Raw genomic sequence first — 15,433 nt, 5'->3', positions numbered from 1 at the left:
GGGGGGGGGGGGGGGGGGGGCGGCCCCCCCCGCGAAATATTGCGGCGAAAGGGGTTGGGGGGGGCGGGGGGGCGGGGGGCCCCGCGCCTGCAGCCTCAGCCTCAGCCGAAATTCGGACTTTTGCCGAGCGCCATCGCCATCGCCTGCAGCGCGACGAGATACCCGTTGGCGCCGAGTCCGCAAATTACGCCGGTCGCCGCGCGCGAGATCAGCGAATGGCGATAGGTTTCATCGCGCTTGTGGATGTTGGTGATGTGCAGCTCGATCAACGGTCGCTCGATCAGCTTGACCGCGTCGAAGACCGGCACCGACGCGAACGAAAAGCCCGCCGGATTGATGATCACCGCGGCGTCGCGCTCGAACGCTTCCTGCAGCCAGTCGACCATGGTGGCCTCGCTGTTGGTCTGGCGGAACTCGCATTCGAGTTCCAGCCGGACCGCGAGCGCCTCCACCTGCTGCTGGATTTGCGCCAGCGTGGTCGTCCCATACAGATGCGGCTCACGCTTGCCAAGCATGTTGAGATTCGAGCCATTCAGTACATATACGAGTTCAGTCATTGTTCGGTCGCCTGTCTGCAAAAATTCGATGATTCAGTGTCACGCCGGAGCGCCGCGCGTATTACGTGCGATGGCTGTTACTGACGGACGCCGGCGCAAAGTCCGCTTCGCCCGTGACGGCCGCCGTCGAGTCGGTGCGGTTCATGTCGATGCCGAGGGTTTCGCGCGCCGTCAGGATCATCACCAGCGAAATCACGTTGAAGACCACGCACACGGCGACGACGCCCCACGGCGAGCCGTTGCACACGGCAAAGAGCCACACGGCCAGCACCGGCATCGGACCGCCCGCCACCAGATTCGCACCGGTATAGGCGAGCGCGGAGCCGGAGTAACGCACATTGGTCGGAAACGCTTCGGCGAACGCGACCGGCTGAATGCCGCTTTGAAACTGCGTGAAGCCGAGGAAGAAGCCCATTGCCGCGAGCATCGGTACAAAGCTTTTGGTGTCGAGAATCTGGAAGTACACGAAAAGCATCAGCAAGGTCGCGGTCGAACCGATCGCGAGCGCCTTCTTGCGGCCGATCCTGTCGCTCAGCATGCCGCCGGCAAGCGCCCCGACGATCGCGCAGACGTTGGCGCCCATCAGCAGAAGAAAGCCGGTTTGCTTCGGGATGGCGAGCGTCTTCGTGATGTAGCTGAGCGAGAACACCACGATCAGGTAGAAGATCGCCGCGGGTCCGCAGAAGAACAGCATCCAGCGCAGCACGGTTCTCCAGTGCAGGCGCAATGCATCGCGTAGCGGGCTGCCCACGTGCACGACTTCCGTTTTGCGCAGCGCGACGAACGCCGGTGTCTCGCTAACTCGCAAGCGAATGTAGACGCCGACCACCACCAGGATGAAGCTCAGTATGAAAGGGATGCGCCAGCCGTACGAATCGAATGCCTGCGCCGACATCGTGGACGACAGCAGAAGCAGCACGCCGTTGGCCATGATCTGGCTCAGCGGCGAACACAGGCCCAGCAGCCCGGAGTACTTGCCGCGCCGGTCGGCGCTGGCGTGTTCGATCGCCATCAACTGCGCGCCGGTCGATTCGCCGCCCAGCGCGAAGCCTTGCAGAATGCGCAGCAGCACCAGCAGGACCGGCGCCCATACGCCGATGCTCGCGTAGGTCGGCAACAGACCCATCAGCATCGAGGCGAGGCCCATCACCGTGACGGTGCCGAGCATGAGGTTGCGCCGCCCGAGCTTGTCGCCCAAATGGCCGCAGATGATCGCGCCGAGCGGCCGCGCGGCGAGCCCCACGCCGAAGGTCGCGAGCGAGGCGAGCAGGGCGGACGTCGAGTCCATCGACGGGAAAAACAGCTTGGGCAAAACCGTGGCGGCCAATGCGCCGTAAAGCGTGAAGTCGAACCACTCGAGCGCGGTGCCGACGGCCGCCGCCGTGACCGCTCGCGTGCGCATCGCGGCATGCGTGCCTTGTTGCGATTCCTGAATCATGTTGTCTCCTTAACCGTCGCCGCACGGGATGCAGGTCGCAAGCGATGAGCGCCGCCAACCGTTTCCCGCTCTCTTGTCTGATCGATGAATTCGGGGCGCTTTCGAATCGCTGTGCGCGTCGCGCCGCCTTGAAACCAAGGTTAGCACCCTTGGGTGGTATGCCGTTCCAGGGTGGAATTTGATCTCATAATGTGCAAAACTGCCTGCGCGAACCCCTGAAAAAGACGGAGACCGATATGCCTGGCGTCACGGAGCGCACCCTCGCGGTACTCGAATTTCTCGCCACGCAAATGGAAGGCACGCCGCTCGCGATGATCGCGGATGAGCTCGATATTCCGCGCAGCGCATGTCATCGGCTGCTCGTCGATCTTAAGCAATGCGGTTATGTGCGACAGTTGCGCGAGCACGGCGATTACGTGCTCACCACCAAGCTCGTCGGGCTGGGACTCGGTTTTCTGGCGACGTCGGGCATCGTCGACATCGCGCAGACGATGCTCGACCGGCTAGCCGAGACGTCCGGCGAACTGGTGCGGCTGGCAATCGTGGACGGCGACCGGCTGACGTGGGTCGCGAAGGCGCAAGGCGCGTTGAAGGGCTTGCGCTACGACCCGGACATGGGCATGGACACGATCCTCTCGTGCAGCGCCACGGGCCACGCATGGATGATGACCATGACCGACGAACGCGCGCTCGAACTCGTCTCGCGCCAAGGCTTCGGGCAGCCGAAGCAATACGGTCCCAATGCGCCGACCACGATCAGTGGACTGCTGAAGTTCGTGCACGCCGCGCGTGAGCGAGGCTACGCGACGATCAACGAAGTCTTCGCTCCCGGCATGACGGCAATGGCCGCGCCCGTGCAGCGGCGCGGCTATCCCGCCATGGGCGTGATCAGTATTGCCGGGCCGCTCGTGCGGCTCGACGAAAAACGCATGGCCAGCCTCGGCTCGACACTGCTTGCGGCGGCTTTGGAACTCGCCGCCGCGAGCCACGCGTCACCTCTGTTCAATCGAGGCCGCTAGCCGCGTGCGCGTGTCGCTGGGAATGATGCGCTCCGCCTTCAACCGGTCGAACAGCGCGAAGAAGGCGTCGGGCGTGCTCTGATAATCGAGGAAGCCTGCCTGCCGGCTCTTGGTCATATCCGTGAGCACTTCCATCGGACGGCCGAGGTCCGCGTCGGTGTGCCACCACGAGGCGAGCTTGCCGATGTCGGCCTCGTTCAGATCGAAGCGCGCGGCGATCTCGGCCCATGCCTTGCCGGCGTCCTGCATGCGGCCTTCCAGCGGACGTGTTTCGCCATCGAACGGTGCGGCTTCGATCCCGAAGTAGCCGGCGATTTGCGACCACATCCATTTCCAGCGGAACACGTCGCCGTTGACCACGTTGAAGTCTTCATTGCGCGCCTTTGCGGACGTGGCGGCCCGCTCGAGGTGGCGCGCGAGCAGCCGCGCGTCGGTCATGTCGGTGAGGCTGTTCCATTGCGCTTCAGACCCGGGGAAGATGAACGGCTGGCCCGTCTGCTTGCACAGCGTCGCGTAGACGGCGAGCGTCACGCCCATGTTCATTGCGTTGCCGAGCGCGAAGCCGATGATCGTGTGCGGGCGATGCACGCTCCAACTGAAATCGTAGCGCTGCGCGGCGTCGAATAAACGGTCTTCCTGCTCGTAGTAAAAGTTGTCGACCGGCTGGCGGCCCTGTTCCTCGCGAAATGGTGTGATGGGCACGGCGCCGGTTGCATACGCTTCGAACGGGCCGAGGTAATGCTTGAGTCCTGTCACGAGCGCGGCATGCTCGAGCGTGCCTGACGGGCCCACGGCGTCCATCACGTGACGCACCATCGCGCCGTTCACGCGGATGTTGTCTTTTTCCGTGGCCTGGCGCGACCACGCGGTCAGGAACACGTGGCTGAATGCGTTGCCGGCGAGTGCCTCGCTGACGGAGTCGGCCGATTGCAGGTCGGCCGTAATCGATTCGATCGCCGGCGACACCGGCGTGCGTCCGCGCGAAAGTCCGGCGACGTGCCAGCCATTCGAAAGCAACTGGTCCGCAAGATTGCCGCCGACAATGCCGCTCGCGCCGATGATGAGTGCTCGTTTTTCCATGGGAATAAAAGTTAGTAGGTGAATGCCTGTCGACACGGAGCGGTTCTACGACCGGCTTTGATCCGTGGGCTCAATGCGTCTTCTGTCCCATGCAAGATGGTTGCTGCGATAGGAAAGTGACTCGCGTCACTCGGATCGGTTCAGCACGAAGTCGAATTCGAGCGTGCTGAACGGCGTAGTCATGGACCTGCCGTCCGGTGTCGTGCCTGCCTCATGGTGCTTCCACTCTGCGACGAGCGATGAGCGAACGCCGAACACCGCGTCCGAATCGAGGTACTTGTCGCCTTCGCGGAACACGTGGGTCACGAGGCGCTCGTAGCCCGGCGCTGTGATCATGAAATGCAGATGCGCCGGACGCCACGGATGCCGGCCAAGCGCTGCGAGCATGCGTCCGACCGGCCCGTCGTGCGGAATCGGATAGGGCTCGGCGACGATGGAGCGGAAGTGATAGCGCCCGTCGGCGAGACTATGGAGCACGCCTCTGGCGCGATGCGTGTCGTCGCCGGCGTGTTGCACATCGTAGAAGCCGTCCGCGTCGGCTTGCCAGACTTCGATGCGTGCGTTGGCCACCGCTTCGCCGTCCGCTCCCTTGACGGTTCCCGACACGAAGCAGGGCTCGCCGCGTGCGCCGTTGGACACGTCGTCGCCGTTTCGATAGGCGGGCGCGCCTTCGACGAAAAACGGCCCGAAGACCGTCGCCTCCGTGCAGCCCGGCGGCTTGCGGTTCGCCATTGCCGTGACGAGCATCGACAAGCCGAGCGTGTCCGAGAGCAGGATGAATTCCTGGCGTTTGCCGTCGGTGATATGGCCGACGTCGGTGAGGAAACGAATGCCCTGTTCCCATTCGTTCTCGGTCAGGTTCACCTCGCGCGCGAACGCATGCAGATGCTGCACGAGGCTCGTGACGATGGTTTTCAGCCGCTCGTCGCCTGCGTGCGCGTGGCGCGCCAGAACCGCTTCGGTGATCGTGTTTTCGTCGAGATTGCGCATGACCGTGGCGTCTCCATCCTGTCGGTCATGCGATTATCGGCTTGTTTGGAAACGGGCGCAGGCAAGCGGATTGCGCTGCGCGCGCCGCGCAGATTTGCAGCTTGAAATTAGTGGTTATTCCACCATTCCGTGGCTTTCTGTTTATCCCAGGCGGGCAGCACTTCACGATCGATAGATGCGTTAGTCAGTGCCGGGAAGTCCTTTTTGAATGCCGTCACGTCGTCGTCGAACTGGTCGCTCACGCTGATATCCCACGTCCCGCCGCTGAAACCCGCGACCGCCTGATCGACCAGCGGAATGACCGGTCCCGCGCGCAATTCACCGTCTTTACGCTCGACGATCGTGGCGTCGATATGGCCGAGATACACGATCGAATTCGGTTTGATTTCGACCACTTCGTGAAGCGGCGTAAAGAACATGCCGTGGAACGGGAATACGCCGCTTTGACCGGTAATGCCGCGCATCACATATTTGCCCGGCGCCAGCGGAAGGCGAATGAAATAATGATTACCCGTGTCGCTCGTCGTGGTGGCCTGATCGTCGAATTTGAAATTCAAACGGTCTTCGCGCGAGTCTGCCGCCCCGCGCTCCATATGCACGACGATAGGGCTCGGCTGATAACTCGTGTGATAAGCGTTCTTAAGCGTCACCGTCATTAACGCGTAAGAGTTTTTCGTGGTGTCGACCGAACTCGTCGATGTGGTCGGCGACATGGTCGAAACAGTCGCGCAACCGGAAGTCAATAGCGTGCCGGCAATGGCAAAGAGTGCGATGTACTTTTTCATTACGGATTGAAGGGAGTGTGGTTTGTACTTGGGCCAAAATTAGCGTTGTTTATGCGGCGTGAATGATGTGGCACACGGCGCATGCCGTGTAAACGACAGCGCGAGAGAAAAACTTGAGCGTGTGTCTAATTGATCGCTTTTAGAAACTCCGACAGTCAATGCGATTATTCAAAAGCAGCAGTACGTTGAATCAGGCAACCCATTTCCTGATCGCCCGATTCAATCGCTTAACCCTTCGCCCAGGCCGCCGCCATGTCCGCCGCGAAGTCCCGATAAGATCGCGGCTGCCGGCCGAGCAGCGTCGCGAGATGATCGATTTGCGCTTGCGATGCGACCGCGCCGTCCTGCTGATAGCGGCTCATCATCAGGCGCATGTCGTAAGCGAGCCAGCCCGGAGCGGCCGCTTTCAAACGCTGTTCCAGCACGTCGAGGTCGTCGCCGCCGTAGCGCACGGTGCGTCCCAGCGCTTCAGCCCAGATCGACACCACGCTTTCCGACGTGATCGCGTCGGGGCCGACCAGTTCATACGTCTCGCGCGGCAAGCGGCTTGCGGCCCGCTCGCGGCGCAGCAGTTCGCGCGCGGCGGCCTCGCCGATATCGCGCACGTCGACCATCGAAATACCTTTGGCGCCGATCGGCATGCCGTACACGCCGTGCGTCAGCAGTGGCTCTTTCTGGCGCACGTCGTTCTGGATGAAGTATGCGGGCCGCAACACGGTGGCCGGCAGATCGCAGTGTTCGATCATGCGCTCGACCGTGTGCTTGCCGGTGAAGTGCGGCACGTCGACATACTCGGCGCCCTTGAACACCGACAGATACACCACGCCTTTCACGCCGGCTTCACGCGCCACGCTCAGGGTCTGCAGCGCTCGTGTCAGTTCGTCCGGGGCATTGGGCGCTAGCAGGAACAACGTGCTGACGCCGTTCATCGCACGGCGCAAGCCGTCCACGTCCGACAGGTCGCCTTGGACCGCGGTGACGCCGTCCGGAAATTGCGCTTTTTCCGGCGTGCGAGTCAGCGCGCGGACTTGCGCGCCGCCGTCCGCCAGATGTTCGAGAACCTGCTTGCCGACTATGCCTGTACTGCCGGTTACGAGGATCGCCATGACTTTCTCCTTGGGGTTGGACGGGCTGAACGTCAGCCCATAGACACACAATAGATGTTCCATTTGAGTAGCGAAAGTGCAAAAATCTAGACACCTCGTCTCATGTTTGGAACGATCATGGATTTGACGTCGCTCGCCGATTTCAATGCGGTCGCGCTGCACGGCGGCTTCGGCCCGGCCAGCCGGGCGCTCGACCGTCCCAAGGCCACGCTGTCGCGGCGCGTGGCGGAACTGGAGGAAACGCTTGGCGTGCGGCTGATCGAGCGAGGCTCGCGCACGCTGCGACTGACCGAAGAAGGTCTCGTACTGCACGAGCGCACGCGGGGGTTGATGACGGAAATTCAGGAGGCGGGTGAGGCGGTGGCGTCGCGCGCGCCGGTGCCGCGCGGACGATTGCGGATCAGCGCGCCGGTCGTGTTCGCGCACGTGGTGCTGGTGCGGATCGCGACGCGTTTTGCGTTGGCCTATCCGCAGGTCGAGCTCGAGGTGATCGCTGAGGACCGCGTCGTCGATCCGGTGGAGGACGGCTACGACCTGGTTATCCGCATCGATCCATTGCCTGACCAGCAACTCGTGGGGCGGCGCATTCTCGGCGACGAACGGCTCGTGGTCGCGGCGCCCACGATGTCGATACCTTCCCAACCTGCCGGCGAAGCTGCCGCGTTGGCGGTGCCCGCGGTCGTGTTGGTGGCGGCATCGGCGGGTGCGAGTTGGAGCGTGCGCACGAAAGGCGGAGTGAGGGTGCTTGCGCCGATGCCGGTGCTGCGGCTCTCATCGCTGCTGATGGTGCGCGACGCGGTGCTCGATGGGGTGGGCGCGGCGCTCCTGCCTAAATTGCTGGTCGAGCAGGATGTGACGGCGGGACGGCTCGTTTGTTGGGGCGTGGCGGATGGGCCGCCGGTCGAGATCTGGGCGCTGTACAACTCGCGGCGCTTGCTAAGCGCGAAGGTGCGGGCATTCATGGATCTGCTGCAGGACTTGCCGGGACGCGAGCGCAAATAGGTTGATACAGGTGCCGATTGCGGCTTGTTTTTGCAATCGGCGCCCAACTCAATCTTACTTAGGCCGCCGCACCGCCCGCACCTTGCCGCTGCTCCCGCCGCCGCAAAAGAACCGGTCGCCGCCATCGGACTCAAGTCCCGACACGCTGACGCCGGACGGCATCTCGAGCCGCTCCTGAACTTCGCCGGTGCGCGGATCGATGCGCCGCAATTCACTTTCGTCGCCTTCCCACGTGCCATGCCAAAGTTCACCGTCGACCCACGTCACGCCGGTCACGAAGCGATTGGACTCGATGGTGCGCAGAATCGCGCCCGTCTGCGGATCGACTTGATGGATCTTGCGCTCCCGATACTGTCCGACCCACAGCGTCCCTTCGGCCCAAGCGAGTCCCGAGTCGGCGCCGCCACCCGGCGCGGGAATCGTGGCGAGCACGCGGCCGGTCTTGGGATCGATCTTCTGGATACGGTCCTCGGCAATCTGGAACAGATGCTGGCCGTCGAAGGCCGTTCCCGCGTGCGCGGCGACGTCGATCGAGCGGATCGTCTTGCCGCTCTCCGGGTCGAGCGCGTTCAACGCGTCGCCCGTCGCGAACCAGACGTGCTGGCCGTCGTACGTCACGCCATGCACGCGTTCTATGCCCTCAAAAGGTCCGTACTCGGTGATGATTTCGGCGGCTGATCGTTTCATGACTTGTCCCTCGTGGTTTTCGTGTTGCCATCCTAATCAATCGGCAACGGAGCGGGGAGTAACAAGGTCGTCGTGAATCCGGGCATGGGCGGTGTCATCCAGCGACGTGCCCGCCCTCGGCCCAGCGACTGCACCTTGCCTTGCGCCGCGAGCGTGTCGAGGGTTCGCTGCACGGTGCGCTGGCTCGCGCCAAGCGCCAGCGCGAGGGCCGAACTAGCCCACGACTCGCCGTCGGCGAGCAAGGCCAGCACGGGCGCATGCTTGTCCTCGACGGGGCGCGCCAGCACGACCACCTCTTGCGCGCGCCGCGGCACCAGCGCGAACCCGCGCCGCGTCGCGCTCACGCTGGCCACTGTGCGAAGCACCGAACGCAATCGTCCGAGTTCGACCCGCAGGCGCGCGCGATGCGATTCATCGGCGGCCTTGGCCCTGAAAGCTCGCGCGACGAGCACGTCGCGCGATACGTCCTCGGGCCACGCTTCGGCCAGGGCTCGGGCAAGCACGAACAACACCGGACGGCTGGCGAGCGAGATCACCGCGCCCGCGTCGCGCACGACGTGACGGCACGCGTCCACGATCAATGCCTTCGATGCCAGCAGCGCTTCCACCTCGTCGAGCAGCAACGGGCGTTCCTCGCCACGCGCGAGCAGCCGTGCCGCAGGCGCATTCAGAACGAGTACGGCGTTATCGACCTCCGCCATCAGCGCAGGGATACCCGCGAGACCCGCTGCGCGCCGGGCCCGCTCGAGCGCGGCGCGTGCCGCTTTGGTCTGAAGACGGCGCAACGCGACCCCCGCCACGACCAGTTCGTGCGCGGTCCTCAATGACGGTGGGAACGGCGTGGGGTCGAGCCCGGCGAGCGCGCGTTCGGCTTCGTCGAGACGCCCGATCAGCAGCAGGCGCCGCACCGCGAGATAGCGCGCATGAGCGGCGTTGAGCCGGTCGCCATGCGCTTCGAGCGTGGCGCGCGCGGCCTCCAGGGCCTTCGTGGGCCAGTTCAGATCGCGCGAGACGAGCGCGATCTCGGCCTCGGCGACGATACATCGCGCGCGGGCCACCGGCTCTCTCGCACCGAAGGCGCGCGCGGCGCTTCGCACGAGCGCCTTCGCCCGCACCAGATCGCCGAGTTGCGCCATGGCGATGCCGCGCAACGCGAGCGCGGGCGCGTCGTCGCGCAAGGCGACGCGATTCAGCGCGCCGAGCGGATCGCCCGCGGCGAGCGCGCGCGCCGCCGCCGTGACTAGCGAGTCCATGGTCCAGGTGAATCACGCCACACTTGTCACTCCCGTCGTTCGAAGCCCGCGGCTAATCTAGCACGACCCACTCACCGCACTTCGCATAGCGAAGCAAGGAGGCAACCATGACGACGAAACACAGCATCGGCACACGGGAAGAATGGCTGGCGGAGCGGCTCGAACTGCTCGAAGCGGAAAAGGCGCTCACGCGACAGAGCGACGAACTGGCCCGGCAGCGGCAAGCGTTACCCTGGGTGCGAGTCGACAAGGCATACCGCTTCGAGACCGATGAAGGCAGCGCCTCGCTGGCCGATCTCTTTCGAGGACGCTCGCAGTTGCTCGTCTATCACTTCATGTTCGGCCCGGACTACACCGCGGGCTGTCCGTCGTGTTCGGCGGTCGCGGACGGGTTCAACGGCTCGGTGGTCCATCTGGCGAATCACGACGTCGCAATGACCGCGGTATCGCGGGCGCCTCTCGCGAAGCTGCAGGCATACAAGCGGCGCATGGGATGGACGTTTCCGTGGGCGTCGTCGGCCGGCAGCGACTTCAACTTCGACATCAACGTCTCGTTCACCGAGCAGCAGCAGCGCGAAGGAAGCGTCGAATACAATTTCCAGCGTGGCGGCCATGCGATGGATGCCACACCGGCGCCGGCGCCCGTGGTCGAGTTCGCGGCCGCCTGCGGAACCGACGCGCCGACGTATTCGCTCGACAGGCCCGGCATGAGCGCGTTCGTGCTCGAAGACGGCGTCGTGTACCACACGTATTCCACTTACGGACGCGGTGTGGACGCGTTGTGGGGCATGTATCAGTGGCTCGACCGCGCACCCAAGGGACGCAACGAAACGGGTGTGTGGTGGCGCCGGCATGACGAGTATGAGAAACACTGAGGCAACTGCGGGCCGAACGCATTGCGGTAGTTCAGGCTCACTCACTCCCCGCCAAAGGGTTTGTCTCTACACAAAACATGCACGCGATTGCCGATAAATGAATCGGGTAGTCGCATTCATGCAACGGCGCGCCGATTTCAATATCGGCACCTGTTGCCATGATGAGACCCGGCTCGATCATTCGATACCGATGTGGGGCGCGTGCATGGTCCGATTCAGTTTCACACAGAAGCTCTGGCTGCCGCTGGTCGTCAGCCTCGTGGCACTTCTCGCCGTGTCGGTGTCGGCGGCGTGGCTGTCGCGGCAGACCCGCATTGAGGAGCGCAAAAACGATCTGGTGAACGTGGCGCATGTCGGGCTCAGTATCGTGACGGAATATGCGGCGCTGGCGCAAAGCGGCGCGCTCAGCGAAGCGGACGCCCGCCGGCAGGCGCTTGAACGGCTGCGCGGCATACGTTACGGCGAGGACGGCTATTTCCTCGTCATCGATTCGACACCCCGCATGGTCATGCATGCGATGAAGCCCGCGTTGAACGGCAAGGATCTCGCCGGCACCGCCGATGCCGATGGCCGTCATCATTACGTGACATTCGCCGCGGTGGCGCAGGCGCCGAACGGCGGCTTCGTCGACTACGTGTTCCCGCATCCGCAGGATCCGCCCTCAGCCGCGGTCGGCAAGATCGGCTACGTCGTGCGTTACGCGCCGTGGGACTGGATCATCGCAACGGGCGCTTACGTGGACGATATCGACGCCGCGTTCAAGGAGTCGCTGTATTTCGTCGGCGGAATCTTTGCGGTCGTGGCGCTGCTGCTGTCCGCGCTTGTCTCCCTGACCAATCGCAGCATCCAGCGCACGATCGGCGGCGATCCGGCCTACGTTGCGCAAGTGGCCGGCGAAATCACGCAGGGCAACCTCGCCATTCCCATCGACCTCCGTCACGGCGACGACTCGAGCCTGCTATACACGATGCAGCGCATGCGCGACGCGCTCGCCCACACGATCGAACAGATCAAGGGGGCAGCCGACAAGGTGGCGACGGGCGCGCGCGAGATTGCCGGCGGCAACTCGGATCTGTCGGCGCGCACCGAGAATCAGGCGGCGTCGCTCGAGGAGACCGCGGCGAGCATGGAGCAAATGACGGCGATGGTCCGGCAAACGGCGGAGAACGCTCAGACAGCGAGCCAACTGACCACCGGCGCGGAGCAGATCGTCAATCGTGGCGGCGAGATGGCGGCGCAAGCGGTATCGACGATGCAGGAGATATCGACGGAATCGCACAAGATGGTGGAGATCATCTCGGTCATCGAAGGCATCGCCTTTCAGACCAATATTCTCGCGCTGAACGCGGCGGTGGAAGCAGCCCGGGCCGGCGATGCGGGGCGTGGTTTCGCGGTGGTCGCCGGCGAGGTTCGCACGCTCGCGCAGCGCAGTGCGGCGGCCGCGAAGGAAATCCGGACGTTGATCAGCCGCGCGGTCGACAAGGTAGGCACCGGCGCCGAATTCGTCGGGCAAACCGGCGCGACGATTCACTCCGCGCGCGAGGCCATTGCGAAAGTGTCGGGCGTCATGCGCGATATCGCGGCGGCGGCTGCCGAGCAAAGCGCCGGCATCGATCAGGTCGGCGACGCCGTCGCGCAGATGGATAGCGTGACGCAGCAAAACGCGGCGCTGGTCGAGCAGGCCGCGGCGGTGGCGCAGACCCTGACCGAACAGGCGAGGCTGCTGCAGGTGTCGATCAGCCAGTTCAACTTGCAGCAGGGTTCCGGCGACGAAGCCGGGCCGTTGCGGGTCCATAGGCCGCCGGCGAAAGAAGCGCGCGGCTTCGCGGCTGTCGTTTGAGCGTTGTTCGCCCTAGGCGCACCTGAACGTTCCGAATTAATAGCGCTGAAAATTGCAAACCGGCTCAGGTCTGTTATGTTGGCTGCTGGACCGTTCAACGCCTGTTCACATCCCACTCGTGACCTGGCGGCGGCCGTCCTGTCTCAACATGGCAGATTTTCGTTCCCGGAACACACATTCGACGTGCCTATGGAGGACTGCATCTGGTCGGCGCCGCGAAAACTTCACTCGACAAGCCGCGACGAAAGTGGGATCCGGTGGCGCAGGCCGCCGCCTGGTGCCGTCGCGTGGGCTGGCGCGCGGGCATAGGCGGCGCGGGGCTGCTATTTTGCTTGCAGAGCGCGGCGGCCTCCGATGGCGGCGCCGGCACCGTCACGTTGTATGGCGTGCTGGACACCAGTCTCGAAGTAACCGACCCAGGGTCCGGCTGGACGCCACGTCTGGACTCGGGTGCCTATCGCGGTTCGCGGGTCGGCTTGCGGGGCAGCGAGCCGCTCGGCAACGGCACCGACCTGATCTTCACGCTGGAAAACGGCTTTAGCTCGGCCGACGGCACGCTTCAGACTCCGGGTGTTCTATTCAATCGTCAGGCATGGATCGGCGCGCGCAACGCCTGGGGCGAGGTGCGTTTCGGCCGGCAATATTCGCCCATCTATATCCCGTTCAAGGGCGACCTCGATGCGTTCGGCGCCGGCACGATCGCGTCCGGACTCAACAACCTGTCGAAGATCACACCCTACGCGAGCAACGCGATCGAGTATCTGTCGCCGGTCGTCGGCGGATTCAGCGCGACCGTCATGACGGCCACGCGCGACCCGTCGGAGAACGACGGTAATGGCATCGACGGATACTACGTCACCGCCGCCTATCAGCTCGACAACCTCAGGCTGTTATACGCGCGTCAGCAGACGCACGGCGCGGGCGCGCTGCGCGCGAATCTCGGCGGCGCGACGTATGCAATCGACAAAGTGCGGGTGTGGCTCGCGTTCTTCAACGGCGATGGCGGCACGCCGCTCTATCACGGCGCGGGCGGATCGCTCTCGGCCCAATACAGCTTTTCCGCGAATGCGCGCGCGTCGCTGGGCTATGCGCACGTGCGCGACTATACCGGCGCCGGCGCGAGCGCCGACCAGTTCAGCATGGCGTTCGAATACAACTTTTCGCGGACTCTACTGTTCTATTTCAGCGCGGCGTATCTGGCGAATCACGACGATGCCAGCTTCACCCTGCGCGGCGTCAACGTGACCGGGCTGCCGGTCGCGTATCCCGGCGCGCCGGTCAAGGGTGTGCAGCTCGGTGTGCTGGAGCGGTTCTAACTTGCGGGACTAGAGTGATCGTCCGTTGTTCTGCCGGCAAGTGGCTGGCGGATCCGCGGTCATTGAACTGGCGGCGTGCCAACTGCTGCGCCGGTATCGGTGCGCGGCGCCACGCGCCAGACCGTATTGCCGACGTCGTCCGCCAGCAGCAGCGCCCCACGCTTATCCAGCGCGACACCGACGGGCCGACCGACGGCGTGACCGTCGGCGGTCAGAAAGCCGCTCAGGAAATCTTCCGGGGCGCCCGCGGGTTGGCCTTTGACGAATGGGATGAACACCACCTTGTAGCCGCTATACGGCTTGCGATTCCATGACCCGTGCTGACCGACAAAAGCGCCGCCTTGGTAATGCGCGGGGAACAGCGTCCGGTCGTAAAAAACCAGCCCGAGCGATGCCGTATGGTTGCCGAGCGCATAGTCTGGTGCGATTGCCGTGGCGACCAGGTCGGGGCGCTGAGGCTTGACGCGCGTGTCGATATGCTGGCCGTAATAGCTGTAGGGAAACCCGTAAAACGCGCCGTCTTTCACGGCAGTCATATAGTCCGGCACGAGGTTGTTCCCCAGGTCGTCGCGCTCGTTGACGGCGGTCCACAGTGCGCCGCTCTCCGGCTGCCAGGACAGTCCGTTGGGATTGCGCAAGCCTGTCGCGAAGGGCCGCATCTGGCCCGACGCCACGTCGAATTCGAGAATCCGTGCACGGTCCGCTTCGGCCTCGGCGCCGTTTTCTCCCGCATTGCTGTTCGATCCCACCGTCACGTAGAGGTGCTTGCCCGAATGGTCGGCCAGGATGTTTTTGGTCCAGTGATGATTGATCGGGCCAGCTGGCAGATCAGCTACCTTCACGCCAGGTGTTGCGATCTGCGTCGCGTCGGGCGAGTAGTCGAATCGCAGAATGGCGTCCGTATCGGCGACATAGAGTTGATTGCCGATCAGCGCCATGCCGAACGGCGAGTGTAGGCCACTGAGGAACACGGTCTGTTGATCGGCGACGCCGCTGCCGGTCGTATCGCGCAATAGCACGATGCGATCGGGGCTCGGCGTGCCCGCTCCCGCGCGTTTCATGACCTGTTTTCTGACCCAGCCGAATATGCCGCTACCTTCGTCGTGCTGCTCGGGTGCATTGCTTTCCGCGACGAGCACGTCGCCGTTCGGCAATGTGTATAGCCAGCGCGGGTGAGTCAACCCGCGGGCGAATTGCGTCACGACAAACCCGTTTGGCGCGGTCGGGAGAAAGCCGGCCGTTGGCGGCTGAACGGGCGCGATATTGACCGTGGTCATCAGCGACGATTCCGGCGCCGGCAATACCGGTGATGGCCCAAAGCCGGTATCGGTGGGACTCGACGGTCCTGCCGCGCACGCGGCGAGCGGCAGCAGCATGAATAAGGCAAAGCGGTTCAATTGACGCATCCCGCGCTCCCGGCATTGAAGATGCACGACTAATCTTCGGTAAGCTCAGCAAGATACTTGCCTGACACCTGACTGGCTC

The 15,433-nt window shown here is 64.0% G+C and carries 14 protein-coding genes; 5 read left to right on the top strand and 9 right to left on the bottom strand.

What is annotated here, in order from left to right:
• Positions 1–101 precede the first annotated feature (101 nt).
• The gene (locus PQR32_RS34390) at positions 102–557 is read right to left on the bottom strand and encodes a type II 3-dehydroquinate dehydratase (RefSeq protein WP_408237921.1); all 456 of its coding nucleotides are present in this window, start codon (positions 555–557) and stop codon (positions 102–104) included.
• 61 nt (positions 558–618) lie between these two features.
• Positions 619–1,995, bottom strand: coding sequence for an MFS transporter (locus tag PQR32_RS34385; RefSeq protein ID WP_408237918.1), 1,377 nt, complete (start codon positions 1,993–1,995; stop codon positions 619–621).
• Positions 1,996–2,231: 236 nt separating this feature from the next.
• Between PQR32_RS34385 and PQR32_RS34380 the strand changes: the two genes are divergently transcribed.
• Complete coding sequence (locus tag PQR32_RS34380) at positions 2,232–3,014, top strand: IclR family transcriptional regulator (RefSeq protein ID WP_408237915.1); 783 nt, start codon at positions 2,232–2,234, stop codon at positions 3,012–3,014.
• Here the strand turns inward: PQR32_RS34380 and PQR32_RS34375 are convergent.
• The 4 genes from PQR32_RS34375 to PQR32_RS34360 form a co-directional block, all read right to left on the bottom strand.
• Positions 2,988–4,094, bottom strand: coding sequence for an SDR family oxidoreductase (locus tag PQR32_RS34375; RefSeq protein WP_408237912.1), 1,107 nt, complete (start codon positions 4,092–4,094; stop codon positions 2,988–2,990). The two genes, PQR32_RS34380 and PQR32_RS34375, sit on opposite strands and share 27 nt — an antisense overlap.
• A gap of 126 nt (positions 4,095–4,220) precedes the next feature.
• Complete coding sequence (locus tag PQR32_RS34370; protein ID WP_408237909.1) at positions 4,221–5,084, bottom strand: intradiol ring-cleavage dioxygenase; 864 nt, start codon at positions 5,082–5,084, stop codon at positions 4,221–4,223.
• A gap of 107 nt (positions 5,085–5,191) precedes the next feature.
• Positions 5,192–5,869: a hypothetical protein gene (locus PQR32_RS34365; RefSeq protein WP_408237906.1), complete on the bottom strand. Its 678-nt coding sequence runs from the start codon at positions 5,867–5,869 to the stop codon at positions 5,192–5,194.
• Between the two features lie 227 nt (positions 5,870–6,096).
• Positions 6,097–6,975 carry an SDR family oxidoreductase gene (locus PQR32_RS34360; RefSeq protein ID WP_408237903.1) on the bottom strand — a complete coding sequence of 293 codons (879 nt, stop codon included), beginning with the start codon at positions 6,973–6,975 and terminating at the stop codon, positions 6,097–6,099.
• Positions 6,976–7,092: 117 nt separating this feature from the next.
• Here PQR32_RS34360 and PQR32_RS34355 point away from each other — a divergent pair, with 117 nt between their 5' ends.
• A complete protein-coding gene (locus tag PQR32_RS34355; RefSeq protein WP_408237900.1) occupies positions 7,093–7,977 on the top strand; it encodes a LysR family transcriptional regulator in 885 nt (294 codons plus the stop codon).
• A gap of 54 nt (positions 7,978–8,031) precedes the next feature.
• Here PQR32_RS34355 and PQR32_RS34350 read toward each other — a convergent pair whose 3' ends face one another.
• Positions 8,032–8,664, bottom strand: coding sequence for a Vgb family protein (locus PQR32_RS34350; protein WP_408237897.1), 633 nt, complete (start codon positions 8,662–8,664; stop codon positions 8,032–8,034).
• Positions 8,665–8,696: 32 nt separating this feature from the next.
• A complete protein-coding gene (locus tag PQR32_RS34345) occupies positions 8,697–9,917 on the bottom strand; it encodes a helix-turn-helix domain-containing protein (RefSeq protein ID WP_408237895.1) in 1,221 nt (406 codons plus the stop codon).
• A gap of 107 nt (positions 9,918–10,024) precedes the next feature.
• Here PQR32_RS34345 and PQR32_RS34340 point away from each other — a divergent pair, with 107 nt between their 5' ends.
• The 3 genes from PQR32_RS34340 (at position 10,025) to PQR32_RS34330 (ending at position 13,948) form a co-directional block, all read left to right on the top strand.
• On the top strand, positions 10,025–10,792 hold the full coding sequence (locus PQR32_RS34340) for a DUF899 domain-containing protein (RefSeq protein ID WP_408237892.1): 768 nt from the start codon (positions 10,025–10,027) through the stop codon (positions 10,790–10,792).
• Positions 10,793–10,997: 205 nt separating this feature from the next.
• Complete coding sequence (locus tag PQR32_RS34335) at positions 10,998–12,632, top strand: methyl-accepting chemotaxis protein (protein WP_408237945.1); 1,635 nt, start codon at positions 10,998–11,000, stop codon at positions 12,630–12,632.
• A 257-nt stretch (positions 12,633–12,889) separates the two neighbouring features.
• Positions 12,890–13,948 (top strand): porin, encoded by a 1,059-nt coding sequence (locus PQR32_RS34330; RefSeq protein ID WP_408237889.1) that lies wholly within the window; start codon positions 12,890–12,892, stop codon positions 13,946–13,948.
• A gap of 59 nt (positions 13,949–14,007) precedes the next feature.
• On the opposite strand, the gene PQR32_RS34325 is transcribed toward PQR32_RS34330, so the two are convergent.
• A complete protein-coding gene (locus tag PQR32_RS34325) occupies positions 14,008–15,354 on the bottom strand; it encodes a PQQ-dependent sugar dehydrogenase (RefSeq protein WP_408237886.1) in 1,347 nt (448 codons plus the stop codon).
• Positions 15,355–15,433: the final 79 nt, after the last annotated feature.

This window comes from Paraburkholderia dipogonis, from assembly GCF_046027395.1.
Lineage (GTDB): Bacteria > Pseudomonadota > Gammaproteobacteria > Burkholderiales > Burkholderiaceae > Paraburkholderia > Paraburkholderia dipogonis_A.
This window is presented reverse-complemented; position numbering and strand designations above follow the sequence as displayed.

Bases quoted from the DNA above. Each gene is read 5' to 3' on its own strand.
- PQR32_RS34375 (WP_408237912.1), bottom strand. From the start codon at position 4,094: ATGGAAAAACGAGCACTCATCATCGGCGCGAGCGGCATTGTCGGCGGC.
- PQR32_RS34380 (WP_408237915.1), top strand. From the start codon at position 2,232: ATGCCTGGCGTCACGGAGCGCACCCTCGCGGTACTCGAATTTCTCGCC.
- PQR32_RS34390 (WP_408237921.1), bottom strand. From the start codon at position 557: ATGACTGAACTCGTATATGTACTGAATGGCTCGAATCTCAACATGCTT.
- PQR32_RS34345 (WP_408237895.1), bottom strand. From the start codon at position 9,917: ATGGACTCGCTAGTCACGGCGGCGGCGCGCGCGCTCGCCGCGGGCGAT.
- PQR32_RS34365 (WP_408237906.1), bottom strand. From the start codon at position 5,869: ATGAAAAAGTACATCGCACTCTTTGCCATTGCCGGCACGCTATTGACT.
- PQR32_RS34355 (WP_408237900.1), top strand. From the start codon at position 7,093: ATGGATTTGACGTCGCTCGCCGATTTCAATGCGGTCGCGCTGCACGGC.
- PQR32_RS34340 (WP_408237892.1), top strand. From the start codon at position 10,025: ATGACGACGAAACACAGCATCGGCACACGGGAAGAATGGCTGGCGGAG.
- PQR32_RS34350 (WP_408237897.1), bottom strand. From the start codon at position 8,664: ATGAAACGATCAGCCGCCGAAATCATCACCGAGTACGGACCTTTTGAG.
- PQR32_RS34335 (WP_408237945.1), top strand. From the start codon at position 10,998: ATGGTCCGATTCAGTTTCACACAGAAGCTCTGGCTGCCGCTGGTCGTC.
- PQR32_RS34325 (WP_408237886.1), bottom strand. From the start codon at position 15,354: ATGCGTCAATTGAACCGCTTTGCCTTATTCATGCTGCTGCCGCTCGCC.
- PQR32_RS34360 (WP_408237903.1), bottom strand. From the start codon at position 6,975: ATGGCGATCCTCGTAACCGGCAGTACAGGCATAGTCGGCAAGCAGGTT.
- PQR32_RS34370 (WP_408237909.1), bottom strand. From the start codon at position 5,084: ATGCGCAATCTCGACGAAAACACGATCACCGAAGCGGTTCTGGCGCGC.
- PQR32_RS34385 (WP_408237918.1), bottom strand. From the start codon at position 1,995: ATGATTCAGGAATCGCAACAAGGCACGCATGCCGCGATGCGCACGCGA.